The sequence below is a fragment of the Sinorhizobium sp. P24N7 genome (assembly GCF_042436655.1).
In the GTDB taxonomy this organism is placed as follows: Bacteria; Pseudomonadota; Alphaproteobacteria; order Rhizobiales; family Rhizobiaceae; genus Sinorhizobium; species Sinorhizobium meliloti_A.
Genome location: NZ_JBHMIW010000024.1, coordinates 57,840 through 81,139 on the forward strand (window position 1 = coordinate 57,840; position 23,300 = coordinate 81,139).

Annotated in this window: 27 protein-coding genes; 12 read left to right on the forward strand and 15 right to left on the reverse strand. The window is 62.2% G+C overall.

What is annotated here, in order from left to right:
• Positions 1-170: 170 nt before the first annotated feature.
• The 3 genes from ACFHWW_RS30825 to ACFHWW_RS30835 all read left to right on the forward strand — a co-directional run bounded on the left by ACFHWW_RS30825 (position 171) and on the right by ACFHWW_RS30835 (position 2,245).
• Positions 171-974 carry an ABC transporter permease gene (locus ACFHWW_RS30825; RefSeq protein ID WP_100673080.1) on the forward strand — a complete coding sequence of 268 codons (804 nt, stop codon included), beginning with the start codon at positions 171-173 and terminating at the stop codon, positions 972-974.
• Entirely contained in the window at positions 971-1,801 is an 831-nt protein-coding gene (locus tag ACFHWW_RS30830) for an ABC transporter permease (protein WP_018095163.1), read from the forward strand. The genes ACFHWW_RS30825 and ACFHWW_RS30830 overlap by 4 nt, the downstream gene beginning before the upstream one ends.
• A gap of 177 nt (positions 1,802-1,978) precedes the next feature.
• Positions 1,979-2,245, forward strand: coding sequence for an usg protein (locus tag ACFHWW_RS30835; protein WP_379943041.1), 267 nt, complete (start codon positions 1,979-1,981; stop codon positions 2,243-2,245).
• Between the two features lie 28 nt (positions 2,246-2,273).
• On the opposite strand, the gene ACFHWW_RS30840 is transcribed toward ACFHWW_RS30835, so the two are convergent.
• Positions 2,274-2,978, reverse strand: coding sequence for an SDR family oxidoreductase (locus ACFHWW_RS30840; protein ID WP_018095165.1), 705 nt, complete (start codon positions 2,976-2,978; stop codon positions 2,274-2,276).
• 118 nt (positions 2,979-3,096) lie between these two features.
• Entirely contained in the window at positions 3,097-3,822 is a 726-nt protein-coding gene (locus tag ACFHWW_RS30845) for a DUF2270 domain-containing protein (protein WP_018095166.1), read from the reverse strand.
• A gap of 286 nt (positions 3,823-4,108) precedes the next feature.
• Here ACFHWW_RS30845 and ACFHWW_RS30850 point away from each other — a divergent pair, with 286 nt between their 5' ends.
• The 3 genes from ACFHWW_RS30850 (at position 4,109) to ACFHWW_RS30860 (ending at position 6,569) form a co-directional block, all read left to right on the forward strand.
• Positions 4,109-4,936 carry a class I SAM-dependent methyltransferase gene (locus ACFHWW_RS30850; RefSeq protein WP_275597811.1) on the forward strand — a complete coding sequence of 276 codons (828 nt, stop codon included), beginning with the start codon at positions 4,109-4,111 and terminating at the stop codon, positions 4,934-4,936.
• Between the two features lie 68 nt (positions 4,937-5,004).
• Positions 5,005-5,874 carry an NAD(P)-dependent oxidoreductase gene (locus ACFHWW_RS30855; protein WP_018095168.1) on the forward strand — a complete coding sequence of 290 codons (870 nt, stop codon included), beginning with the start codon at positions 5,005-5,007 and terminating at the stop codon, positions 5,872-5,874.
• On the forward strand, positions 5,871-6,569 hold the full coding sequence (locus tag ACFHWW_RS30860) for a DNA alkylation repair protein (RefSeq protein ID WP_379943044.1): 699 nt from the start codon (positions 5,871-5,873) through the stop codon (positions 6,567-6,569). Before ACFHWW_RS30855 ends, ACFHWW_RS30860 begins: the two co-directional genes overlap by 4 nt.
• A 96-nt stretch (positions 6,570-6,665) precedes the next feature.
• Here ACFHWW_RS30860 and ACFHWW_RS30865 read toward each other — a convergent pair whose 3' ends face one another.
• From ACFHWW_RS30865 to ACFHWW_RS30885, 5 genes are all read right to left on the reverse strand, one after another.
• Positions 6,666-7,076 carry a type II toxin-antitoxin system VapC family toxin gene (locus ACFHWW_RS30865; RefSeq protein WP_275597808.1) on the reverse strand — a complete coding sequence of 137 codons (411 nt, stop codon included), beginning with the start codon at positions 7,074-7,076 and terminating at the stop codon, positions 6,666-6,668.
• Complete coding sequence (locus ACFHWW_RS30870) at positions 7,076-7,348, reverse strand: type II toxin-antitoxin system VapB family antitoxin (protein WP_275597807.1); 273 nt, start codon at positions 7,346-7,348, stop codon at positions 7,076-7,078. Before ACFHWW_RS30870 ends, ACFHWW_RS30865 begins: the two co-directional genes overlap by 1 nt.
• A gap of 317 nt (positions 7,349-7,665) precedes the next feature.
• On the reverse strand, positions 7,666-8,922 hold the full coding sequence (locus tag ACFHWW_RS30875; RefSeq protein WP_379943046.1) for an RNA polymerase sigma factor: 1,257 nt from the start codon (positions 8,920-8,922) through the stop codon (positions 7,666-7,668).
• Positions 8,922-9,284, reverse strand: a complete 363-nt coding sequence (locus ACFHWW_RS30880) for a YciI family protein (RefSeq protein ID WP_379943048.1) — start codon at positions 9,282-9,284, stop codon at positions 8,922-8,924. The genes ACFHWW_RS30875 and ACFHWW_RS30880 overlap by 1 nt, the downstream gene beginning before the upstream one ends.
• A 10-nt stretch (positions 9,285-9,294) precedes the next feature.
• Entirely contained in the window at positions 9,295-9,687 is a 393-nt protein-coding gene (locus tag ACFHWW_RS30885; protein ID WP_379943050.1) for an MAPEG family protein, read from the reverse strand.
• Positions 9,688-9,776: 89 nt separating this feature from the next.
• Here ACFHWW_RS30885 and ACFHWW_RS30890 point away from each other — a divergent pair, with 89 nt between their 5' ends.
• A complete protein-coding gene (locus ACFHWW_RS30890; RefSeq protein WP_379943052.1) occupies positions 9,777-10,088 on the forward strand; it encodes an autotransporter domain-containing protein in 312 nt (103 codons plus the stop codon).
• A gap of 158 nt (positions 10,089-10,246) precedes the next feature.
• Here the strand turns inward: ACFHWW_RS30890 and ACFHWW_RS30895 are convergent, their stop codons facing one another.
• The 3 genes from ACFHWW_RS30895 to ACFHWW_RS30905 form a co-directional block, all read right to left on the reverse strand.
• Positions 10,247-10,735, reverse strand: a complete 489-nt coding sequence (locus ACFHWW_RS30895) for an Lrp/AsnC family transcriptional regulator (protein ID WP_003535303.1) — start codon at positions 10,733-10,735, stop codon at positions 10,247-10,249.
• 64 nt (positions 10,736-10,799) lie between these two features.
• Positions 10,800-11,429: a uracil-DNA glycosylase family protein gene (locus ACFHWW_RS30900; protein ID WP_379943054.1), complete on the reverse strand. Its 630-nt coding sequence runs from the start codon at positions 11,427-11,429 to the stop codon at positions 10,800-10,802.
• A complete protein-coding gene (locus ACFHWW_RS30905; RefSeq protein ID WP_379943055.1) occupies positions 11,422-12,141 on the reverse strand; it encodes a thermonuclease family protein in 720 nt (239 codons plus the stop codon). The genes ACFHWW_RS30900 and ACFHWW_RS30905 overlap by 8 nt, the downstream gene beginning before the upstream one ends.
• Before the next feature lie 150 nt (positions 12,142-12,291).
• Here ACFHWW_RS30905 and ACFHWW_RS30910 point away from each other — a divergent pair, with 150 nt between their 5' ends.
• Entirely contained in the window at positions 12,292-13,827 is a 1,536-nt protein-coding gene (locus tag ACFHWW_RS30910) for a sensor histidine kinase (RefSeq protein ID WP_379943056.1), read from the forward strand.
• 74 nt (positions 13,828-13,901) lie between these two features.
• Here ACFHWW_RS30910 and ACFHWW_RS30915 read toward each other — a convergent pair whose 3' ends face one another.
• Both ACFHWW_RS30915 and cobT read right to left on the reverse strand, forming a co-directional pair.
• Entirely contained in the window at positions 13,902-14,315 is a 414-nt protein-coding gene (locus ACFHWW_RS30915) for a diacylglycerol kinase (protein WP_100673072.1), read from the reverse strand.
• A gap of 231 nt (positions 14,316-14,546) precedes the next feature.
• Positions 14,547-15,563, reverse strand: coding sequence for a nicotinate-nucleotide--dimethylbenzimidazole phosphoribosyltransferase (cobT, locus tag ACFHWW_RS30920; protein WP_018095176.1), 1,017 nt, complete (start codon positions 15,561-15,563; stop codon positions 14,547-14,549).
• Positions 15,564-15,702: 139 nt separating this feature from the next.
• Between cobT and ACFHWW_RS30925 the strand changes: the two genes are divergently transcribed.
• The 3 genes from ACFHWW_RS30925 to ACFHWW_RS30935 are packed head-to-tail and all read left to right on the forward strand — an operon-like array spanning position 15,703 to position 17,458.
• Positions 15,703-16,491: an adenosylcobinamide-GDP ribazoletransferase gene (locus ACFHWW_RS30925; RefSeq protein ID WP_338283589.1), complete on the forward strand. Its 789-nt coding sequence runs from the start codon at positions 15,703-15,705 to the stop codon at positions 16,489-16,491.
• Between the two features lie 47 nt (positions 16,492-16,538).
• A complete protein-coding gene (locus ACFHWW_RS30930) occupies positions 16,539-16,760 on the forward strand; it encodes a DUF1289 domain-containing protein (RefSeq protein ID WP_379943057.1) in 222 nt (73 codons plus the stop codon).
• On the forward strand, positions 16,757-17,458 hold the full coding sequence (locus tag ACFHWW_RS30935) for a TIGR02281 family clan AA aspartic protease (protein ID WP_100673071.1): 702 nt from the start codon (positions 16,757-16,759) through the stop codon (positions 17,456-17,458). Before ACFHWW_RS30930 ends, ACFHWW_RS30935 begins: the two co-directional genes overlap by 4 nt.
• An 18-nt stretch (positions 17,459-17,476) precedes the next feature.
• Here the strand turns inward: ACFHWW_RS30935 and ACFHWW_RS30940 are convergent, their stop codons facing one another.
• On the reverse strand, positions 17,477-18,238 hold the full coding sequence (locus ACFHWW_RS30940) for an ABC transporter permease (protein WP_100673070.1): 762 nt from the start codon (positions 18,236-18,238) through the stop codon (positions 17,477-17,479).
• The gene (locus tag ACFHWW_RS30945; protein WP_275597802.1) at positions 18,235-19,161 is read right to left on the reverse strand and encodes an ABC transporter ATP-binding protein; all 927 of its coding nucleotides are present in this window, start codon (positions 19,159-19,161) and stop codon (positions 18,235-18,237) included. Before ACFHWW_RS30945 ends, ACFHWW_RS30940 begins: the two co-directional genes overlap by 4 nt.
• A gap of 491 nt (positions 19,162-19,652) precedes the next feature.
• On the opposite strand from ACFHWW_RS30945, the gene ACFHWW_RS30950 reads away from it, so the two are divergent.
• Entirely contained in the window at positions 19,653-20,768 is a 1,116-nt protein-coding gene (locus ACFHWW_RS30950; protein ID WP_379943088.1) for an ABC transporter substrate-binding protein, read from the forward strand.
• Between the two features lie 178 nt (positions 20,769-20,946).
• On the opposite strand, the gene ACFHWW_RS30955 is transcribed toward ACFHWW_RS30950, so the two are convergent.
• Positions 20,947-23,085 (reverse strand): TonB-dependent receptor, encoded by a 2,139-nt coding sequence (locus tag ACFHWW_RS30955; protein ID WP_379943059.1) that lies wholly within the window; start codon positions 23,083-23,085, stop codon positions 20,947-20,949.
• Between the last annotated feature and the right edge of the window lie 215 nt (positions 23,086-23,300).

Genomic DNA, 23,300 nt, shown 5'->3' on the forward strand with positions numbered 1-23,300 from the left:
GGCTTTATGCCGGGATAATCTCGGTTGATGAAGAAAATGCAACGGCGGACGGGCTTGCCCTTCCGCCGTTTTTGTTTGACAAGGAATCACGAAAATAAGCGTCTAGCGCGCGGCGCGGCTGAAGAACAAAAACGCGGTAGACGCCGGAATACGCAACGGGAACTATTGGCATGAGCGGACTGTTTGCCGCCCTTTCCTCCGGTCTCTCCTGGATCGGCGCGATCATCGATCCGCTATGCGGTCCTCTCGGGGTATTTCGGTGGTTCGGATCGGATACCCTTCTCGCGTGCGGAGACGCAGGCTGGGGCGATGAAATCGCCTATGGATTCCTCGTCACCGCCAGCCTGGCGATCGCGACCCTTCCAGTGGGATTGATCATCGGCTTCTTCATTGCGCTCGCCAAGCAATCCGAGGAAAGATCCCTGCGGCTGGCCGGCAACATCTATACGACGATTTTCCGAGGCCTGCCGGAGCTCCTTACGCTCTTCATCGTGTATTACGGCCTGCAGATCCTCGCCCAGCAGTTCCTGGCGACGATCGGTTATACGGGCGCCGTCGAGATCAGCGCCTTCGTTGCGGGGATGATCGCTCTGGGCGTGGTCTTTTCGGCCTATTGTTCCGAAGTGCTGCTTTCGGCCTTCAAGGCGATCCCCCACGGTCAGTACGAGGCCGGTGACGCGCTCGGCCTGCACCGGGGCAAGACGATGCGCCTCATCATTCTGCCCCAGCTCATCCGCATCGCGCTGCCCGGTCTCGGCAATCTCTGGATGGCGCTGCTCAAGGACACCGCCCTCGTCTCGGTCATCGGGCTGCCGGATATCCTGCGCCAAACCGGCGTCGCGGCCCGGGTGACCAAGCACGCTTTCGAATTCTTCGGCATCGCCTGCGTTCTGTTCCTCGTCCTGGCAATGATCTCCTCGGTCGTATTCTCGGCGCTCGAGCGCTCCACCAAGCGCGCGGAGGCACGCCGATGAGCATTGCCGAAACCATGATCCCGCCGCAGGCGCCCCCGCCGGCGCCGCCGAAGCCCTACACCTTCTCGCGCTTTTTCGGCAGCGTGGCGCTCGGCATCTGGCTGGCGCTCGGTGTCGGGATTTTCCTGACGGTCGTCAATGGCTGGGACCCCGAGAAATTCTCTCGCTACGGACCGAGCTTCCTTTCCGGTCTTGGGGTGACACTGACACTCGTCACCTCCTCCATCCTCATGGGCGCCGTCGTTTCGCTGCCCGTGGCGCTCGGGCGCATGTCGAAGAACAGATTATGGGGCTGGCTTGCCTACGCCTATGTCTACTTCTTCCGCGGAACGCCGCTCATCACCCAGCTCTTCCTCATCTATTACGGGCTCGGCAGCTTCCGTCCGCAGCTCGAATCCGCGGGACTGTGGTGGTTCTTTCGCGATGCCTGGAACTGTGCGCTGTTCACCTTCACGCTGAACACCGCCGCCTATCAGGCGGAAATCCTGCGCGGCGCCATCGAAAGCGTGCCGCGCGGCCAGCGCGAGGGGGCGGCCGCGCTCGGCCTGCCGGAGCGCGTAGCCTTCTTCAAGGTCATTCTGCCCCAGGCGATGATCGTTGCGCTGCGCCCCTACGGCAACGAAATCATCCTGATGATCAAGGGCTCGGCAATCGTGGCGATCGTCACGGTCTTCGACCTCATGGGTGAGACTCGGCGCGCCTTTTCCCGGACCTTCGACTACCAGATGTATATATGGGCCGCGATCCTCTATCTGCTGATGGTGGAGTTGCTGCGCAACATCTGGGGCTGGCTCGAAGCCCGCCTGACCCGCCATCTGAAGCGCTGAACGCGCCTCGGGCCGCAAGCCGGACTCCGGTGGCCGGCTTGGCAGCACTCGCCGTCGCCTGCTGCCAAGCGCTTGTTTTTGTAGGTGATTTCTCGCTTCACTCACCTACATTAACGCTTGATTAAGCAATTAAGCGCTCCATCATAGAGACCAACCTTTGTGAAAAGTGAGGTCCGCATGAAGAACGACATGGAACTGCAGCTCAAGGGTTACGGGCTGACGACGGCTCAGATACTTTATCGGATGCCCGACCACCCGGCTTTCCTGCAGACATACATCTGGCAACACTACGACATCGCGCCGGACTTTCCGGAAATGCACAGCTTCCTCAAATTCTGGCAGGAGAAGCTGGACGGCCCGCTGCATTCGGTACGCTATGTGCACCGAAAGCTGATTTCGGCTTCCGAATGGCGGGCTCTCCAGGGAGAGTTTATCGTCCATTAGGTTCCGGCGCACGTCGTTGTCGGATGTGTCAGACGGATCGGGTGATGCCGCCGTCGATCCGGATGTTCTGGCCGGTGATATAGCCTCCGCGATCGCTTGCGAGCAGCGCGATCAACTCGGCCACCTCCTCCGATGCGCCGTAACGTCCCATCGGAATCCGCTGACGCCGTTCCTCCGTTTCGGGCAGACTGTCGATAAAGCCGGGCAGAACATTGTTCATGCGGACATTGTCGGCGGCATACCGATCGGCGAACAGTTTGGTGAAAGCCGCAAGCCCGGAACGGAAGACCCCCGACGTCGGAAACAAGGGGTCGGGTTCGAAGGCGGCGTAGGTGGAAATATTGACGATGCTGCCGGATTTCTGCTCCACCATGATCGGCGTCACCAGCCGGGTTGGCCGCACGACGTTGAGGAAATAGACATCCATACCCCGGTGCCATTCCTCGTCGGTGAGTTCGAGCACCGGGGCCCGCGGGCCATGCCCTGCCGAATTGATCAGCGCATCCACGCGCCCCCAGGCATCATAGGCTGCGTCGACGAGCCGCTTCAGATCGTCGTTCGACTGGTTCGATCCGGTAACGCCGATTCCGCCGAGTTCCTTGGCGAGCGCCTCGCCCTTGCCGGACGAAGACAGGACGGCAACCCTGTAACCCTCTGCCGCCATCCTCCTTGCCGCCTCGGCCCCCATGCCGGAACCGCCGGCCGTGACGATCGCCACCTTCTGTTCGCTCATCTTGTGCTCCTTTTGGCATGACCGAGAGAAGCGCAGTTGAAGCAGGCCTGCGCGCCCGCATCAACTGAGAATTTCTGAAGGCGGGATCAGCAATGCGGCGCAGCGGTGCACGCAGGTCTCAGACATGGACCTCGCCATGCGCCAATTCGCCGGCGCCTGTCGCCCTGTGGAGCGAACCGTAGAGCACGACCGCATAGAAGAGCGCGACGCCGATCGCCACGGCAAGGCCAGGCACGGGACCAAGAGCGGCGTTCTCGGCAACATCAGCCCAGGAACGGACATGGCCGAAAGGCTCTCCCGTGCTCGAAATCTTCGGCGAGGAAATCTTCAGCGCCCATGCCAGGAGCAGGATCAGGTACATCCAGCAATAATTGCGCTGTAACCGCCGGCAGAGGGCCTCCCTGTAGCCCATCAGGAAAGCCGGCTGGCGCAGGCTCTTGGCGATCGACACCGACCATTTGAAGCTCGGCGTGCCTTCAGGGCACAAGATTTGCGCGAAGTAGCCGCGTTCCATCTGGCGCACGCGGGCGCGATAGACGTCGAAGAAACGGTAACGCCGCGCTTCGATCAGCAGCAACAGGCTGATGAGCAGCATGGCAAAGAGAAGAACACCGTGATGGGACGACGGCGTCGAGAGCGAGACCGAAAGCATCGCTGCGACCACGGTGATCGCCCAGTTCGATGTTCGGTCTATGCGGTCCCGCCAACCGGCCATCCGCCCGATTTCGCCGCGATAATAGTGGATGATCGCGTTGATCGTCTCCTGCGGTGTCTGCGGCAGAGGCGGCGTCTGCCGCTCCGGCATCTCCGTTTCCAATGTCAACGGGCTCAATTCGGCAGACATCGGCATTCCTCCCGATTTTTCATTCTTTTAGGAATGATGACTCCTTTTCGATCAAGGTTAAATGGCGCGCGTCCCCGACCTGCTCAAAATCTTTACCGCAGGCGAATGTTCCCGTCGCCGCCTCGGCGGGACCTCTCCTCGGGCCGCGAGGTGGTATAATCCCGCGTCGACGGAAACCGTCGCCGTTCCGCCAAAGAACAGGTTATTATCGAGCTGAACCGGCCAGTGACAGGGACGGCCGCGACCGGCGATTGTCAAAGGCCGCCGGGGGTCGTATGAAGCGCCCATGACGCAGAAAATCAAGAAGATCGACGAGGAGGCCCTCGCAGAGGCCTATAACCGAGCGCTTGCCTTGGAGAAGTCCGGGCATTTCGACGCGGCGGCCGCCGCCTATCGGGAAGTCCTGGAAATCGACCCGGAGGACCACGGCGGCGCGGCCGTTCGGCTTGCATCGATGGGGCGCGGCGAGACGCCGCTCAAGGCTTCGGACGCCTATGTGGCAACACTCTTCGATCAGCACGCCGACGTCTTCGACAATGTTCTCGTCGACCAGCTCCACTATTGCGTGCCACTGCTCGTGCGCCAGCGGCTTCAGGCGCTCGGGCTCGGACCGTTCAAGCGGATCCTCGATCTCGGCTGCGGCACCGGGCTGACCGGAGGCGCGCTACGCGACATGGCGGAAGACATAACCGGCGTAGACCTTTCGGAAAACATGGTTGAGATCGCCCATGAGAAGGACCTCTACGAGACGCTCTATGTCGCAGAGGCGGTCGATTTCCTCGATGACAATGACGACGAACCCTTCGACCTGATCGCCGCAACCGACGTCCTGCCCTATATCGGCGCCTTGGAGCCGCTGTTCTTCGGCGCAGTCGACAATCTGGTGCCGGGCGGGCTCCTGATCTTCTCGAGCGAGAGCCTGCCGGGCGAGACCCCGGCGGGACAAGGCTTCGCCGTCGGACCGCACCAGCGCTTCGCCCACTCGGAAACCTACCTGCGCGAGCGCCTGGCGGCGACCGGGTTCGAGATCGTCGATATCACCGACATCACGGTGCGCATGGAGGAAGGCGAGCCGATTGCCGGCCAATTGGTGACCGCCCGCTTCAAACCCTGATTGCAGGCTGCTGCGGCCGCGGCTATCGTCGGCCGCAAACACGCCATCGATAAGGGAGTCTCAAGGAAATGGCCAAAGTCGCATTCATTGGTCTCGGCGTCATGGGGTATCCGATGGCCGGTCATCTCAAGGCCCGCGGCGGGCACGATGTGACGGTCTATAACCGGACTGCAGCCAAGGCGGAGCAATGGGCAGCCGCATTCGGCGGCCGGACCGCCGCAACGCCGGCCGAAGCGGCCAAGGGCCAGGATTTCGTCTTCGCCTGCGTCGGCAATGACGACGACCTCCGCTCCGTCACCACGGGAGAGAACGGCGCCTTCGAAACGATGGCAGCCGGGTCGATCTTCATCGACAACACGACGGCATCGGCCGCGGTTGCCCGCGAGCTCTACGCCGCGGCGGCGGCGAAGGGTGCGCATTTCATCGACGCGCCGGTCTCCGGCGGGCAGGCCGGAGCGGAAAACGGCGTGCTCACCGTCATGTGCGGGGGCGATGCGGGAGCCTTCGACAAGGCCAGGCCCGTCATCGACGCCTATGCCCGGATGGTCGGCTTGATGGGCCCCGCCGGCGCCGGCCAACTGACCAAAATGATCAATCAGATCTGTATCGCTGGCCTCGTCCAGGGGCTCGCAGAGGGAATCCACTTCGGCAAGAAAGCAGGGCTCGACATCGAGAAGGTGATCGAGGTCATCTCCAAGGGAGCGGCCGGTTCCTGGCAGATGGAAAATCGCCACAAGACCATGAACGAAGGCAAATATGACTTCGGCTTCGCGGTCGACTGGATGCGCAAGGATCTGGACATCGTCCTTGCCGAGGCCAGGCGCAACGGCGCCAAGCTTCCGGTGACCGCCCTCGTCGACCAGTTCTACGGCGACATCCAGGCGGTCGGCGGCAATCGCTGGGATACGTCTTCCCTGCTCGCCCGGCTCGAAAAATGACGCCGGCCCCGGCGTCGACGGCGGAAGAGATCATCGAATATCTCCGCGCCCTCGGCTCGGACGAAAACATCGCCGGCATGGCGCGCTTCGGCATTGCGACCGAAACCGCCCTGGGCGTTTCGAACGTTGAGCTTCGTCGCGTCGCGCGCAGGGTAAAGACCGACCATGCCCGTGCGCTCGACCTCTGGACCTCCGGCATCCGCGAAGCACGCCTGCTGGCAGCGTTCACCGCGGACCCGAAGGCGCTGACGCTTGCTGAAGCGCGGCAATGGGCGAATGCCTGCGACTCCTGGGAAGTGGTCGATACCGTTGCCGACCTCTTCGTCGGAGCGCGCCTCGAGCAAGTGCTCATTCCTGAATTCGCCGCCGATGAGCGGGAATTCGTCCGCCGCCTGGCCTTCGCGATGATCGCAACAGCCGCCGTGCATCTCAAGAAGGAGCCGGATTCGACGCTGCTTGCCTGGCTGCCGCTGATCGAGACTCATGCCGCCGACGAGCGCAACTTCGTGAAGAAGTCGGTCAATTGGGCACTCAGGCAGATCGGCAAGCGCAGCCCCGCCTGCCACGGACCGGCCCTGGCGCTCGCGCAAAAGCTCGCGGCGAGCACGGACCGTACGGCACGATGGACGGGCAAGGACGCGTTGCGCGAACTGACGAACAGCAGGGTCCGCCAGCGGCTTTCCAGCGGGTCGTGAATGGTTTCTCAAGTCAAGCCCGAGTTTTAACCGAGCCTGACAAACCTCGTTCTTCGAGGCCTCGCCATTCTTCATCTCCACCCGGACTCTCTGCGTCTAGCGCGCCAGTCCAGATTGAACGTCGGTGAGCGCGAAATCGTGGCCAACGTAGAGAAGAGGGGCGGAATGCCGTTTGGCCAGGGCATAGGCGAAGCAATCGCCGAAGTTCAGGCCGCCCCGCGTGCCGAATCCCTTGCCGTAATCCAGACGCGCCCTCATGGCGGCACGGGCAAGGTTATCGTCTATGGGCGCAATCGCTATGCCGAAGTCGGACAGAAACGCGTCGAGATCGGCAATCGCCTCATGCCAGTCTCCATCCTTGATCCTGCCGGCCATGACAGTACCGGCTTCGACATAGTTCACAGCCGATATGAGGCGCAGGGCCTCTGTTTGAAGAGCGGCCATGCAGTCAGGCGCTTCCGCCTCCTCGAACATGATCGCGATGATGGCGGACGCGTCCACGACCATCAACGGGGAACACCGAGTTCTTCAGCCGTATCGCCAACCGCTTCATCCCATTCCTGTTTCGTGACCGGACGGCGATCGTAGCGGCCGGCGCGCTCGCGGACGAAGGCCTTCATGCGCGCAACATAGTCGGCCTGCGCCTCCCGCTCGGCACGCAGCCGTTCCAGCCGCTCGCGCATGGCCTGCGTGATGGCGTCGGTCATGGTTTCGCCGGTCAGGCGAGACAACTCCCGCGCCAGCCGGTCCGCTTCCTCTGTCTTGATGCTCAGGGCCATGGCAACCACCTATCTAGATATGCAATCTAGATAGCATTTCCGACCCGATGTTTCAACGGAAAGGGTCGAAATCCCGGCCGCTACTCATCGATGCAGATGATGGTTCCGGCGGCGGTCGTGATGAAGCGGTCTCCTTCAACAAGGGAGCGCCATTGCTCCCAGCGAACCCTCTCCTGCTTCCTCACGCTTTACCCCTAGGGAAGCAAAAAAGGCTTTCCCGAACCACAAACGACAAAAACGGGGTGGATCGAGGACTGGCTGCTTTTGTGGACTTCGGAAGATAAGCTGACATACCGCTCGACGGCCCTGGTCGGACCCTATTCAGATTCAGAAACAGGAACCGCGCCGGTCGTTCTCTCCGCCTCGAGAAGCCGAGCCAGCAAAAGCCGATCAGCAGTGCTGTCGGCCGTTGCAATCGCAATTTGCTGATGGTGCAACGCGGCAGGCCGGTTGCCGTTACGCGCATGAATGGCAGCAGCTGCCGCATGATAGGGCTGATATCCGTGGAGATCGGTCTGGATGGCGACTATTTCCGCTGACGCCGCGTGCAACATGTCGTTTTCGGCCAGTGCAACGGCATGGTTGAGCCTGACCACAGCGGTTGGCTCCATGGTCAGCAGCACTGTGTAAAGTTGCAGGATTTGCAGCCAGTCAGGGTGTGGCTCTGCCATGTGGCAATCGCTGATTGCGGCTTTGACCTGAAACGGCCCAGCCCGGCGGCGGTCAAGTGCCGTCCGCAGCCAATGCCGGCCCTCATCGAGCCATTGCCGATTCCAGAGCGAACGGTCCTGGTCGCCTGGAGGAACCGTGGCGCCATCGCGGCCTATGCGGGCGCCGCGACGGGCATCGGTCAGCAGCATGAGCGCCAGCGCCCCCTCGATTTCAGCATTGGCGGGACGTAGGAACAGTAGGAGGCGGCACAGGAATATCGCCTCAGCGCAGAGATCGCGCGGTTCGGCGGGGCGGGCGGTATATCCGGTGGTAAAAATCAGATAGAGGGTGTTTAGAACCGTCTGAAGGCGATTATCCCAATCTTCCGGCTCCGGCACCGAAAAACCAATTCCAGCTTTGGCAATCTTAGCTTTGGCTCGGCTGAGCCTCTGTCCCATCGTGGTTGGTGTGTCGAGAAACGCTCGCGAAATCTCCTCGGTTGTGAGGCCGCAGACAGTGCGCAGAGTCAATGCCACCCGCGATTTTTCCTCAAGCGCCGGATGGCAGCACGTGAAGATCAGGCGCAAACGCTCGTCAGGAATCTCATGGGTAACTTCCGCGCTTTCGAGATCGGAAAATTGGACTAGCGCCGCTTCGCGTAGGGTGCTGCGTCTGTCGCTCCGCAGCCGGTCGAGCGCCTTTCGTCCTGCAACCGTGAGCAGCCAGCCCATTGGGGATTTTGGAAGCCCAGAACGCCCCCAATGCACCAGCGCGGACAGGCTTGCCTCCTGTAGGGCGTCCTCGGCAAGCTGGAAGTTGCCGAGGCGGGCTACAAGCGCAGCCATGAGCCGCCCCCGGTCCTGCCGCATAACGTCGCTCAGTGCGCGGGTGACGGCAATCGCCTGTGGGGCGGCTCCCGGCATCAGTTATCGGCCGGGTTGTAGTTCATCAACGGCCTTACCTCGATCGTACCCCAGGCTGCCACGGGCAGCATGGCCGCGTAGCGCAAGGCGGCGTCGAGATCGGGCACGTCGAGAATGTAGTATCCGCCTAAATGCTCGCGTGTCTCGGCAAAGGGTCCGTCCATCGTTTCGACTTTGCCGGCACGCAGGCGGAGCGACGTGGCTGTATCGATCCCTTCCAAGGCCTCGCCGCCGCGCAGCACGCCATCGGCATTGGCTCTGTCGTTGAAGTCCGAGAAGCCCTTCATCATGGCCTGGAATTCAGGCGTACCGTAGACAGGCTCCGCGTCGGGGGCGGTGTAGATCAGAAGCATATACTGCATGGTCTATTCCTCAGAATCCGAATGTGGTGAAGACGAGACAAGCGATCACGTTGAGCACGGCCAGCAGGCTTGCCGTATTGCCGACGATTCTCAGGGGGTGCGCCGCATTGGCGGCGACCAGCCCGAAGGGGTGGATCAGCCGCCCAGCCAGGAGCAGCGCTCCCGAAACGTGCAGCCAGATGGCCTCGGCGCCATTGCCTTCGGCAATGACCATCAGCAGCAGGACGAGCGGCACCCACTCGATGAAATTACCGTGCTGGCGGATTTTTTCGTGCAGGGCGACATTGCCTGCATCTCCTATCGACACCTTGAGGCTCGAACGGGCCACGGTCACCCGAAACCAGAGCACTAGAAACAGGACAGCAAGCGGCAGTGCATAATAGGCAGTCGTCTGGAAGAGCATGAGTTGTCCCTCATTTGCGTTGCGACAGCCCAAAGACGCCGCCGAAGACACAGATTTCGACATCCGTATCTCGCGGGCGGCAAATTTTTGTGACAGTTGGTCAGTTCAACGACCACTACGGTGACGATCGCCGCCGGGGCAGTACAGGCGCCGGGAAACTCCGTCGGTGTGCAGCATGTCGCCGGACACTACGACAACCACGGCGCGCTGCGCATCGAGGCTACGCCGGCGGCCTGCTCATCGGCACCGACGGCATGCTCGGCGACTGGCGCATCCGCCTGCTGGCCGGATACAGCCATTCTGGCTTCAAGGCCAATGGCCGCAACTCATCGGCTTCGAGCGACAATTACCATCTCGGCCACTATGGCGGCTCGCAGTCGGTCAAACCTGCCCGAGGATGACGGATGGGGAGGTTCGCGCCGGAGAACGGGAAGCGGGAGCCGTACCGAGCCATCGAGATCGGCATCGCACGCGGCTGGGGCAGCCGCATGCCTTGAGGACGCACGCAGCATCCCTCCGCGTCAGACACGGCTTGACCCGGCGATAACGACCTGATCGTCTAGTCCTCGCTCGACTTCGCCTGGTCGATGACCATGTAATCGAGCGGCAGTTGCGTCGTATACTTGATCTGTTCCATGGCGAAGGCCGAGGAAACGTCGCGGATCTCGATCTTGGCGATCAGACGCTTGTAGAAGGCATCATAGGCGGCGATATCCGGCACGACCACGCGCAGGAGATAATCCACGTCGCCGCTCATGCGATAGAATTCCACCACTTCCGGAAAATCCGCTACGACTTCGGAGAACCGCCGCAGCCACTCCATCGAATGCGAATTGGTGCGCACGGAAACGAATACGGTGACCTTGGTGTTGACCTTCACCGGATCGAGAAGCGCGACACGGCGGCGGATCACACCTTCCTCTTCCATCTTCTGGATGCGCCGCCAGCACGGCGTCGTGGAAAGCCCGACCTTCTTGGCGAGGTCGGCTACGGCCAAGGTCGAGTCTTCCTGCAACAGCCGCAGGATCTTGCGGTCTAGGCGATCCATGGAAAATCCTCTCGAATATTTTTCCCTCTATAGCGCGGTAATTGTGAAAATAAAGAAAATTGTTTCACGCCGTTAGCGCCCTCACCCGTTCACGCAGGAAGGGCAGCAACTCGGCCTCGAACCAGGGATGACGCCGGAGCCAGCCGGTATTGCGCCAGCTCGGATGCGGCAGCGGCAGTACGCAGACGCCGGAATTGCGTTTCGCGTAGCGTTGCCAGTTGCGCACGGTTTCCGTCATGGATTTGGGACAGTCCCTTCCAAGATGCCAGCGCTGCGCATAATGACCGACCGCAAGCACCAGCTCGATCTGCGGCATCGCGTCCATCGCCTTCTGCCGCCACAGCGGCGCGCATTCGCTTCTCGGCGGCAGGTCGCTGCCGTGGCTGTCGTAGCCGGGGAAACAGAAACCCATCGGCACGATGGCGAAATTTTGCGGATCGTAGAATGCCGCCCGGTCCACCGACAGCCATTGCCGCAGCCGATCGCCAGAGGCATCGTTGAAGGGAAGGCCGCTTTCATGGACCCGCAATCCGGGTGCCTGCCCGGCGATCAGAATCCGCGCCGACGCGGAAAGCACCGCCACCGGCCTCGGCTCGTGCGGCAGCCGGTGGTCTTCGCCGCGCGCCGGCTCGTCACGGCACCGGCGACAGATTGAGATCGCCGCCCTCAACGCCTGCAGCCGCTCCTCAGTCACCGCCGATCCTCGCCATGATCGCGCTCGAATACTCCTGAAGCCATTGAATAATGGTCTCCAACCAGTCACCCGCCCGGTGCGGGGTCTCCTCCGCACCGCCGTTCGAACGCCGCCACTCCTGCGGCCTGACGAAATCGCCGCCCCAGAGCCCTCGCCGGCCCGTTCGCGCCGTTTCCTCTTCCGCACGGTAGAGCCCATAGCTGACCGCATGACCGGAGAGGACCATTTCTCTTCCGAGGTCCGTCCCGCCAGCCGCGCAGACACCGAGTTCCCGACCATAGCGATCATGGCCATGGAGCCGGCAGACGGTCGCCGTTCCCGCGATGAGAGCAATCAACCGTTGCCGCGCCTGGGCGCCGCAGTCCCACGCGGTTTCCCCGCGTCGACACATCTGGCCGATCTCCGGGGCATCGATGCCTTCGATGCGTATGCGGCGTCCGTCGAGCCGCAGACTATCGCCATCGCTCGCCGACGCCGAGCCGCGCAACTCGCCGGTCACGGGCCGTTCCGAGGGCGGCAGCTGCGCGGCTATGTAGGCGCCGATACCGAGAAGGATCAGGAAAATCCAACCGCCGGCCATGCCGCCGCTGCCGGACGGCCTCTTTCGCCGCTCGGGAAACCCGGAGCGACCAAATCCAAAGCGCCTTCCGGAAGAGCCCGGGCCGGCGCCGCTGCCGCCGACGATCCGGAATCTGCGGTCTTGCGACTTCACGCCCCGCGCCTCCTCGTGTTGTTCTTCCTGCCCATCCCGGCCTCGAAAACCGCAATCGCGCCACAATGGTTGCCGAATCCTTCATGGGGGCAGCAACTTCTTAAGGATTGCATCCTAGAGTGCAAGCTGAACCCAATCCTGACCAGAAGCATGAGCATCGCCGCCAGCACATCGACCGACAAGATCATCGTGGACAAGTCGCGGAGCCATCGAAACAAGGCTGTTTCGAAGACCGTTCGCGCGACGCGTCAGCGGCTGCAGACCGGTTCCTCGGCACCGTCCGGCTTCGAACAGGAAATGCTCCTGCTACACATCGAGTCCGTGCTCCACGGCGCGATGGCCCTGCCCCTCCTCGTGATCCTGATCGCCGCCAGCGGCATCTACCTCTCGGGCGACCCGCATTTTCTCGCCTGGGCCTTGTTGGCGCTTTCCGCGCATGCGGTCACCATCTTTCTCGCGCGAAAGGCCAAACGCGAGGATGTGGTCGCCGAAAAAGTGTCCGTCTGGCGCCGCCGCTTTCTCGCCGGCCAGATGCTGACCGGCCTGTGCTGGGCGATCTTCACACTCCCGGATTGTGCGCCGTGCGGCGAGATCGCTTCCGGTCTCTTCGAGGGAACGGTGCTCTTCATTGCCCTTGCGGTCACCGCCATGGGCACTTTTCTGTTGCGGAACGCCCTCTATTACACGTTTCTGCCTGTCCTGGCCGCGCTCGGCTTCTCCTCACTCACGACCGGCGACGCGGTCGATGTCGGCCTCACGGGCATCCTGGCGCTCTCGCTTGTCTTTCTGGCGTTCATGACCGACAGGATGAACCGCGCCAATGTTCATATCCTTTCGGTACAGTCCGAGAAGGACGATCTCATCGCCGAACTCGAGGTGGCGAAGTCCATGTCGGACGAGGCTCGCCGCCGCGCCGAAGAGGCGAATCTCGCCAAATCCCGTTTCCTGGCCTCGATGTCGCACGAGCTGCGCACGCCGCTCAATGCCATCCTCGGCTTCTCGGAGGTCATGTCGACAGAGGTGCTCGGACCGCTCGCCAACCCGACCTACAAGGAATACACGCTCGACATCCATCGCTCCGGCGAACACCTCTTGAATCTCATCAATGAAATTCTCGATCTTTCGCGTATCGAAGCCGGCAAGTACGAGCTCAGCGAGGACGCGGTAAACCTGGCGGAGATCGTCGAGGATTGCATCGGCATGGTTCAGCTCCGTGCGCGCGGCAAGAACATAACCATGGCCCATCAGTTCGAACAGGCGATGCCGTCCGTCTGGGCGGACGAGAAAGCCATGCGCCAGGTGACCCTCAACCTTCTTTCGAATGCCGTCAAGTTCACCCCGTCGGGCGGTGAGGTCAGCGTAAAGGTCGGCTGGACCGCCGGCGGCGGGCAATATCTTTCGATCAGAGACAACGGCCCCGGCATTCCGGAAGAGGAGATCCCGATCGTCCTTTCCGCTTTCGGCCAGGGTTCGATCGCCATCAAGAGCGCCGAACAGGGCACCGGCCTCGGTCTGCCGATCGTCCAGGCGATCCTCGCCAAGCATGGCGGCCAGTTCATCCTGCGCTCGAAACTCCGGGAAGGTACCGAGGCGATCGCTATCCTGCCGCCGCGTCGCGTTCTGCAGAGCTTGCCCCCGGTCGAGGACGTCCCGTCCCTCACCCGCCGGCGAAGGAGCTTCGCGTAAACGCTTGCCGGGCGTGCTCCACTTCTTCATTCCCGTGCCTGTCACGGAAATGAGGGTGGTGCCGGCGTCGCGGATCAGCCCAGGAAGCGAGCGAGAAATATCACGTACAGCGCATAAGCCGCATTGGCGAGAATGAGGCAAAGGCACGCGAAGGAGCCGAGATCCTTGGCGTTCCTGCCCATCTCCGAGATCTCCGGCGAGACGCGGTCAACAATCTCCTCGATCGCGGTGTTGATCGCCTCAAAGGCCATCATCAGCAGAAACAGGATTGCCATCGCGACATACTGGAACAGGTTCGCGCCGACGATCGTGAACGCGACCATCGCGACGGCGAAGGCGATGAGTTCGTGCCGAAAGGCCGCCTCGCCGATCAGGCGCTTCGCACCGCCGAAGGAATAGCTGGCCGCCGCGAAAAGGTGCCGGAAGCCACGATGCTTCTGAACGGGCGCGGTGGCGCCGTTGCGGGAGGTAGTGTTCTTGACGTCCATTTCTTCTCGCGGGTTGGGAGAGGGCACAGCTTCGACGTTCCTATTGAGGCGAATCAAAGGCGGTGGCAATGCCGCATTGCGAGGCCACCCGAACCGAATGACCCGACTTATCCCCGATATGCGAGAAGCCGCCCCGCATCAATGGCTGCACGGCACGAGCATAGCACGCATGACGGCCGATCGACAGCAAGCTCCGAGCGTGCTGACGCGCGTGGGCGGGCCGGGCCTGCCTTACTCCTTGTTGCTTACGCCAGCCTGCGCAAAGGTCGCCATGCCGCTGTGGCAGGCAGCCGCCGCCTTGACGATGCCTGCTGCAAGAGCCGCGCCCGTGCCTTCGCCAAGCCGCATGCCGAGAGCCAGGAGCGGTGTCTTGCCGAGTTTCTCGATCGCCCGCATGTGACCGGGCTCGCTTGAAACATGGCCAATCAGGCAATGGTCGAGCGCCGCCGGGTTGGCGGCCTTGAGGATCGCCGCGGCCGCGGTCGCGACGTAGCCGTCGATGATGACGGGCACCTTCTGCATCCGCGCCGCGAGAATTGCGCCCGCCATCGCCGCGATCTCGCGGCCGCCGAGCCGCCGCATGACTTCGAGCGGATCGGACAAGTGATCGCGGTGCAGCGCCACGGCCTTTTCGACGGCGGCGATCTTGCGCGCGAGCACCTCGCCTTCCGAACCGGTGCCGGGACCGACCCATTCCTCTGCCGTGCCGCCATAGAGGCCGAGGTTGATGGCGGCCGCGATCGTCGTGTTGCCGATGCCCATTTCGCCGATGCACAGCAGATCCGTGCCGCCGGCAATCGCTTCCATGCCGAAAGCCATGGTGGCGGCGCAGTCGCGCTCGGAGAGAGCCGGTTCCTCGGTGATATCACCGGTCGGATAGTCGAGCGCCAGATCGAAGACTTTGAGGCCGAGATCGTGTGCCACGCAGATCTGGTTGATGGCAGCACCGCCGGCGGCGAAGTTCTCGACCATCTGCGCCGTCACCGAAGCGGGAAAGGGCGTCACTCCCTGACGGGTCACGCCGTGATTGCCGGCGAAGATCGCGACGAGCGGTCGGTTGACCGCCGGCGGACGTCCCGTCCAGGCGGCAAGCCAGAAGGCGATTTCCTCGAGGCGCCCGAGAGCGCCGGGCGGCTTCGTCAATTGCCCGTCCCGCTCGCGCGCCGCAACGAGTGCCGCCGTATCCGGCCCCGGCAGGTTGCGCAGTAGTTCGCGGAAATCATCAAACGGCAGGCCGCTGGCGCTCATGGATCATCCTTGCAACGTGAAACTCGTTCGGGGCTCGTCATAGAGTGTGATGCCGCCCGCGGCAACGGCATTTGCGCCATTTGCCGTCGTCTCGCATGATCCCGCGGAACGCCGGGCGATTCGGGATGCGGGAGACGAGATGGCAGATATTCGCGAGCTCTGGGACGACGTCGCACGGTCGGTTGCCTTTTTGAGCCGCATTCCCGTGCCGGATCGATATTTCCGCGGCTATGACGGCGGGCTCGGCCGCGCCGTGCGCGCCTTCCCTCTTGCGGGTATCCTGATCGCCCTTCCTGCCGCCGTGATAGCGGTCCTTCTGGGCGCGCTTCACGCGAGCTCGCTCTTCAACGCCTCCCTCGTCGTCGCGGTGCAGGCGATGGTCACCGGCGCCCTGCATGAGGACGGCCTTGGGGATACGGCCGATGGTTTCGGCGGCGGGCGCGATCGGGAAAACGCCCTGGAGATCATGAAGGACAGTCGGATCGGCACCTATGGCGCGGTTGCCCTCATTCTTTCCTTCGGCCTTCGCGTCTCGGCCCTGGCTGCATTCCTGCCGCTGCTGACGCCGACAGGCGGCGGAATTGCGCTGCTTGCCACCGCTGCGCTGAGCCGCGCCGCGATGGTCTGGCACTGGTCCCGCCTCCCGCCTGCCCGCCGCGGCGGGGTCGCCGCCTCGGCCGGTTTACCCGAGCCGCAGGCGACATCGGTTGCGCTCGGCTCGGGCGTGCTCCTCGCGCTCGTGCTGTTTTTCCTGGCCGACATCCCGACCGTCGCCGTCCTGCTTTCGCTCGCTGCCTTCGGGCTTGCGGTGCCAGCCTTCACGCGGATTGCCTTACGCAAGGTCGGCGGCCATACCGGCGACACCATCGGCGCCACCCAGCAACTGACGGAGATCGCCGTTCTGGGCGCTCTTGCACTGGCCATCTGAAAGGCCGATATATTTTTCGAACGAAACAGCAGAGCATCGTCCCGATCATGGAATCTCCCTGCATTCTCGTCTGCACGATCGACGATAAGACCGGTTACTGTTTCGGCTGCGGGCGCACACGTCAGGAGATCGGCGCCTGGACGCTCTACACCGATACCGAACGGCACACGATCATGCAGGCCTTGCCGGCGCGACTGGAAACGGTCGAGCGCAAACCGCGGCGGGAGACGCGCCGGTCGCGCATGGCGCGAGAACAAAACGGCTCATGAGCAGACTGATCGTCCTCCTCGCAATACTCGGCATCGGCCTCGTACTGCTGATCATCAATCACGATTCGGGCCGAACGTTCGGCATGAACAACGACGATTTCGGACAGCTCGTAGCCCTCGGCGCGCTGGCAACGCTTTTCGCCGCCGGTATCGTCAGAAGCCGCCGAACTCTGGGCGAAGGCCTGACACAGATTGCGATCTGGCTGCTGATTGCGTTCGTCCTCGTTGCACTCTATGTCTACCGCTTCGACCTTCGGTCCGTCGGCGACCGGGTGCTGGCAGGACTTATGCCCGGCAGGGCCATGGTCATCACCGACAGCGAGGGTCAGCAGGAGGTGGTGCTTCACAAGCGGATCGACGGCCACTTTGCCGCCGATGCGACAATCAACGGGCGTGAGGTCAGCATGCTTGTGGACACCGGCGCGAGCAGTATCGTGCTCACACATGAGGACGCGGCGATGGTCGGTCTCGACGTCGCCGATCTCGGCTACACGATCACTGTCATGACCGCGAACGGGCCGGCGCTTGCGGCACCGGTCATCCTGCCGGAGATCGCGATCGGACCGATCCGGCGGACGAATATCCGCGCCATGGTCGCGGCCGAGGGGCGGCTGGACAGCAGCCTGCTCGGCATGAGCTTCCTCTCGACCCTCGACTTCCTGCAGATGCGCAGCGGCGAGCTCCGGCTCAGGGACTGAGCCCCCGCCGATCCAACCTCAGTTGCGCAGCTTGTACCCGGTCCGGAATATCCATGTCAGTGCGGACATGCAGAGGGCGAGAAAGACGAGAATGATTGCCGCGCTGGCGAGCGGATTTACGTCGGAGATCTCGAAGAAGCTCCAGCGGAATCCGCTGATCAGATAAAGGACCGGGTTGAAGTGGCTTACTGCCCGCCAGAATGGCGGCAGCATGTCGATCGAATAGAAGCTGCCGCCGAGGAAGACGAGCGGCGGGACCACCAGCATCGGAATGAGGTTGAGCTGCTCGAAATCCTTCGCCCAGATGCCGATCAGGAAACCGAACAGGCTGAAGGTCACCGCCGTCAGAACGAAAAAGAAAAGCATCACGAAGGGATGGGCGATGCTGAGATCGACGAACAGCGAGGCCGTGATGAGGATGATCGTGCCGATCATCATCCCCTTTGTCGCCGCTGCTCCCACATAACCGAGCACAATCTCCAGCATGGATATCGGTGACGACAGCACCTCATAGATCGTGCCGGTGAATTTCGGGAAATAGATACCGAATGAGCCGTTGCCGATGCACTGCGTCAGAAGCGTCAGCATCATCAATCCGGGCGTGATGAAGGCACCGTAGGAAATTCCGTCGATTTCCTGGATGCGTCCACCGATGGCGGCGCCGAAAACGATGAAATAGAGCGAAGTGGAGATGACGGGCGACACGACGCTTTGCAGAAGCGTGCGGCGTGTGCGTGCCATTTCGAAGAAATAAATGGATTTGACTGCTTCTATATTCATCGCCCCGCCTCCACGATCTCAACGAAAATATCCTCGAGCGAACTCTGCCTCGTGGAAATGTCCCGGAGCCTGATGCCCGCCTCGGCCAGCGCCGCGAGCAGCGACGTGATGCCCGTCCGATCAGCGCTCGTGTCGTATTCATAGATCAGGCGTTCGCCTTCGCCCTCCAGCAACAAATTGTAGGAGGCAAGAGAATCGGGAACCCGCTCCAGAGGTTGGGCCAGATCGACGCGCAGCTGCTTGCGTCCGAGTTTCGTCATCAGCGCATTCTTGTCTTCGACGAGCAGTATCTCGCCGCTGTTGATCACCGCGATCCGGTCGGCGATCTCCTCCGCTTCCTCGATGTAGTGGGTCGTGAGGATGATCGTCACGCCCGAAGCGCGCAGCCGCTGGACGACCTCCCACATGCTCTTTCGCAGGCTGACGTCGACACCGGCCGTCGGCTCGTCGAGGAAAAGGACGCGCGGCTCGTGCGAGAGCGCCTTGGCGATCAGCACGCGCCGCTTCATGCCCCCGGAAAGCTCGCGCAGCGTGCTGTCCTTCTTGTTCCAGAGCGAGAGGTCCTTCAGTACCTTTTCGATATGCGCCGGATCCGGCTTCCTGCCGTGAAGCCCGCGCGAGAAGGAAACGGTGTTCCACACCGTCTCGAAAGCATCGGTCGTCAGTTCCTGCGGCACAAGGCCTATCATCGCCCGTGTCTGGCGGAAGTCGCGCACGACGTCGTTGCCGCCGACGGTAACCTGGCCGCCCGTCGCATTGACAATACCGCAGACGATCGAGATGAGCGTCGTCTTGCCGGCGCCGTTCGGACCGAGCAGGGCAAGAATTTCGCCCTCTTCGATATCGAGGCTGACGCCCTTCAGGGCCTGAAACCCCGAGGCATAGGTCTTCGACAGATTGGAGATGGAAACGATTGGCGCCATGAAACATATCCGGGAAGAGGTGCAAAGACGGCAGGGTGCTGCTCTATATGGGCCGATTCACATGGATTTGCAGCCCGTCCAAGCCAAATTTACGTTGACGCTCCGTCAAGGGCCGCCGCTCCGCTTAGCGACTGCCGCCCGTGCGCCAGTAGATCTCTTGGACTGCGGACACCAGCCGTGCCGCCTTTCCTCGGCGAGCCGATAGAAATCTTTCTCGCGTCGCGCCGCGTCGTAACGATGCCGAACAATCTCGAGCGCTGCCTAACTGGATTGCGGTCATCAAGATATATATGCGATGCAAAAGCGTGCATGAGGGCCCGCCGCCCGAACAATGGTCTCTCTCGCCAGCGTGATCGATTTCGGCCACGAGATAAACCGAACGGGTCGGCGCTCTGTCTGCGGAACGGGCCGCGTCAATCATTCGAGGGAGGAGAATTGTCGTGAGGAGAAAACATTCGGTGCTTTGCGCCGCGATCGCCTTTCTGGTCCTGATGGTTCCGGCGGTTACGTTCGCCGGGGAGCGTACAGAGGCGGAGAAGCCTGCACCGATCACGGTCACCGATATCGCCGGCCGCGAGGTGACGGTAAATACGCCGGTCAGGCGCGTACTGCTTGGTGAGGGACGGCAACTCTACCTCGTCGCGTCGCTCGAGCCGGAAGATCCCTTGGCTCGCGTCGTCGCATGGCGCAACGATCTGATCGAGGCCGATCCGGCGACATACAGGCAGTACCTCGAAGCCTTTCCCAGATTGGCGGAGCTTCCGGCATTTCCTGGAAAGGAAAACGGTCTGATCGACATAGAATCGACAATCGTCCTGAAACCCGACGTGGTGCTGCTCAATCTCGAGGCCATGCGTGCGAACGAGGATGCCAAATATATCGAGAAGCTCGCGGAGCTCCAGATTCCGGTCCTCTATATCGATTTCCGCCATCATCCGCTGAAGAACACCGAGCCTACAATCCGTCTGCTCGGGAAGATCATGGAGCGCGAGGCGCGCGCGGAAGAGATCATCGCATTCCGCCGTGAAGCGATGGCACGAGTGACCGACGTCATCGGCACGTCAAAGCCCGAGCGCCCGAGGGTGTTCATCGAGAGGATCGGCGGCTATGCCGACGATTGCTGCCTTACCTTCGGGGCGGAAAACTTCGGCAAGTATGTCGAACTCGCCGGCGGTCTCAACATCGGCAGCGACATTCTTCCATCCACGTTCGGACAGCTCAATCCCGAGCAGGTGATCGCCGCCAATCCCGAGCACGTCGTCGTCACCAGCGCCGACTGGGAGGCCTATGTGCCGGGCGGGCACTGGATCCCCCTGGGGCCTGGCGCGGATGAGACGGTGACCCGGCAGAAGCTCGAATGGTTCACCACCCGCAGCGCCTACACGGACATCGCAGCCCAGAAGAGCCGGAACTTCCACGGCATCTGGCACCAGTTCTACAACAGCCCCTATGAATTCTTCGCCGTCCAGCAACTGGCGAAATGGCTCCACCCGGAGCTCTTTGCCAGCCTCGATCCGGACGCGACATTTGCCGAATATCACCGGCGTTTTCTGCCCATTCCCTATCGTCCCGGCTATGCCGTCAGCCTCGTCGACAGCACTGACTGATCGGCCACAGCCTGGTGATTCAAGCGCGTGAGGCTCTCCACGGAGTGTCTCGCCTTCGCTTTTCTGCGGTCGTGAGGTACGCGGTCACGCCTGCATCCACAGGTTGCGGATCCGGTTCGACCGCACGCCCGACGGCCGGAGGCGCCCGACGGCGCCTCCATGGGCATACTCGGTGGAATCAGAAGTCGGTTGTCATGGAGACCTTCACCGTCAGCGGCGCACCCTGCGACAGGGTGCCGTAACTTGCAACGCCGGACCAGTAGTCAAGGTCGAAGACATTCTCGACATTGGCGCGGAACGTGACCGGCCTCTCGTTGATCGCGGTCAAGTAGCGGGCGCCGAGATCAAGCCGGGTCCAGGAGGGAATTTCCTGGGTGTTTGCCGTATTCACAAACTGCTCGTCCGTGTGGATGACATTGCCGGTGAGCGTCAGACCAGGCAAGAAGGGCGTATCCCACTCCGCCCCCAGATTGACCTGCAGAGAGGGCACCCCGATCGGGGTATTGCCACGCGCCGCGTCATCGCTCGTTTTCGTGATTTCGCCGTGGATGAAGGCGACACCACCGAGAACCCGGATTTCGGGTGTCACCTCGCCGAAGACGTTCAACTCGACGCCGCGGTTGCGCTGTTCGCCGCCTTCCGCGAAGACCAGGCCGCCGCCCTGCGTCTCCAGCACGCCGAACGGCTTTTCGATCTGAAACACGCTGGCGGTCACCGCCACGCGTCCGAGATCGACTTTGGTGCCGATCTCGTATTGCCTTGATCGGTAGGGCGCAAGCGTCTCGCCCGAATTGACGGCCGTCGCCGGGGCCGTGTCGCCGACGCTGAGGCCCTCAACGTAATTGGCATAAAGCGCGACGTTTTCCCACGGCTTGAAGACGATGCCACCGAGCGGCGTCAGAGCGCGCTCGTCGGAAGATGCGGTGATGGCGCCCGTGGCAGGGCTGTAGTTTTCGGTATCGATATGCTGCCAGCGCCCACCCAAGGTCAGTTGCACGCGCTCATCGAACATCGACATGGTGTCGGAAAGCGCGAAACCATGGAAGATATTCTCCGAAGCTCTTGGCACATGGGTCGGCTGCGGCACCTCCTGCTCGGGACGAGGAAGCGGATCGAAGATATTGGTTGGCTGCGCGATTCCGGAGTTAGAGCCGCGCGCGAGACGTTGCTGAAGCCCGCTGACCTGGAATGTGACCGAGTGATCGATGGCCGCCGTCTCGAACTCGGCGCGAACGCCCGCCTCCGCCGTCAGACGGTCGACATCGAAGACGAAATTCTGCGGGGTGACACTGGCGTCGCCGGCAGAGTTAAGAAGCAGCGGAGTGCCAAAGAGGCGCTCGACCCGCGAATTCCCGCCGCCGACGGCCGCGAAGACGGTGAGCGCGTCACTCAGGTCATATTCAACCCGCCCCAACCAGGACAGGTCCTCGGTCGTCGCCCATTCCCAGGGTTCCTGGATATTGGATCGGCCACCCGGCGCCTCGGGAATTTCGAAATTCCCAAAGGGGAAGAATGGGCGCAGCGGGGCGTCGACGTCCTGCCGTTGCCCGATGACGTCCAGGGTCGCCCGGATGCCTTCGCCCTCGTAGTCGAGCGCGATTGCGCCGACACCGACGTCGAGTGACTGGTTGTCGATGGCGGTGTCGCCGCCGCGATAACTGCCATTGAAGCGGACGCCGAACTGGCGCTGGTCGCCGAAGCGGCGACTGACATCCAGATGTCCGCCGCCGTAAAGATCGGAGGCATAGTCGGTCGTCACGCGAGTCAGATCAATCTCGGGCGCGCGTTTCGGCACGATATTGATACTGCCGCCGACGCTGCTGTTCGGAGAGATGCCGTAAAGGAGTGCCGTCGGTCCCTTGATAACCTCCACACGTTCGGCATAGTCGGTGAACAGGCGAAAGGTGGGAGCGACGCCGAAGACCCCGTCGAAGGAGACTTCGCCAAAATTCCCCTCGTTGAGCGGAAACCCCCTGATGTAGAAGGAATCCAGCATTCCGCCGGAGGCGTGAGTGCTCCTGACCGACGGATCGTTGGCCAGAACGTCGGCTACAGTCTTCGCATTCTGATTCTCGATCGTCGCCGCGGTATAGCTCGTTATGTTGAACGGCGTGTCCATGAAGTCGCGGTTGCCGAGCAAGCCGACGCGACCACCGCGCGCTACCTGCCCTCCGGCATAGTCTTCCGGTTCCGTGCCTATCGTCGCAGTCGAGGTGCCCCTCACCTCGATGCGATCCAGTACCGTCGCATCTTGTGCCAAAGCGGCACGGCTCACCGTTGCCAGCAGGACAGCCAGCAGTCCAACACGCAGTTCCATAGATACCCCTCTAAGAACATCGACCGAGACGGCCGACTCGCTTTGCAACGAGCCGAGCACGCCGGTACAAAACCGGTGTTAGATAACTTGATTTTTTATGTCAACAATTGGCGTGCAGCGTTATTTGCAGCGATAAAATGGAACGGCCGCGCGTTCGGCGTCGTCCGCCGCGTTCGCTTGCGGGCGTCCGACCGGGAGAAGCCAGATACCCCTGA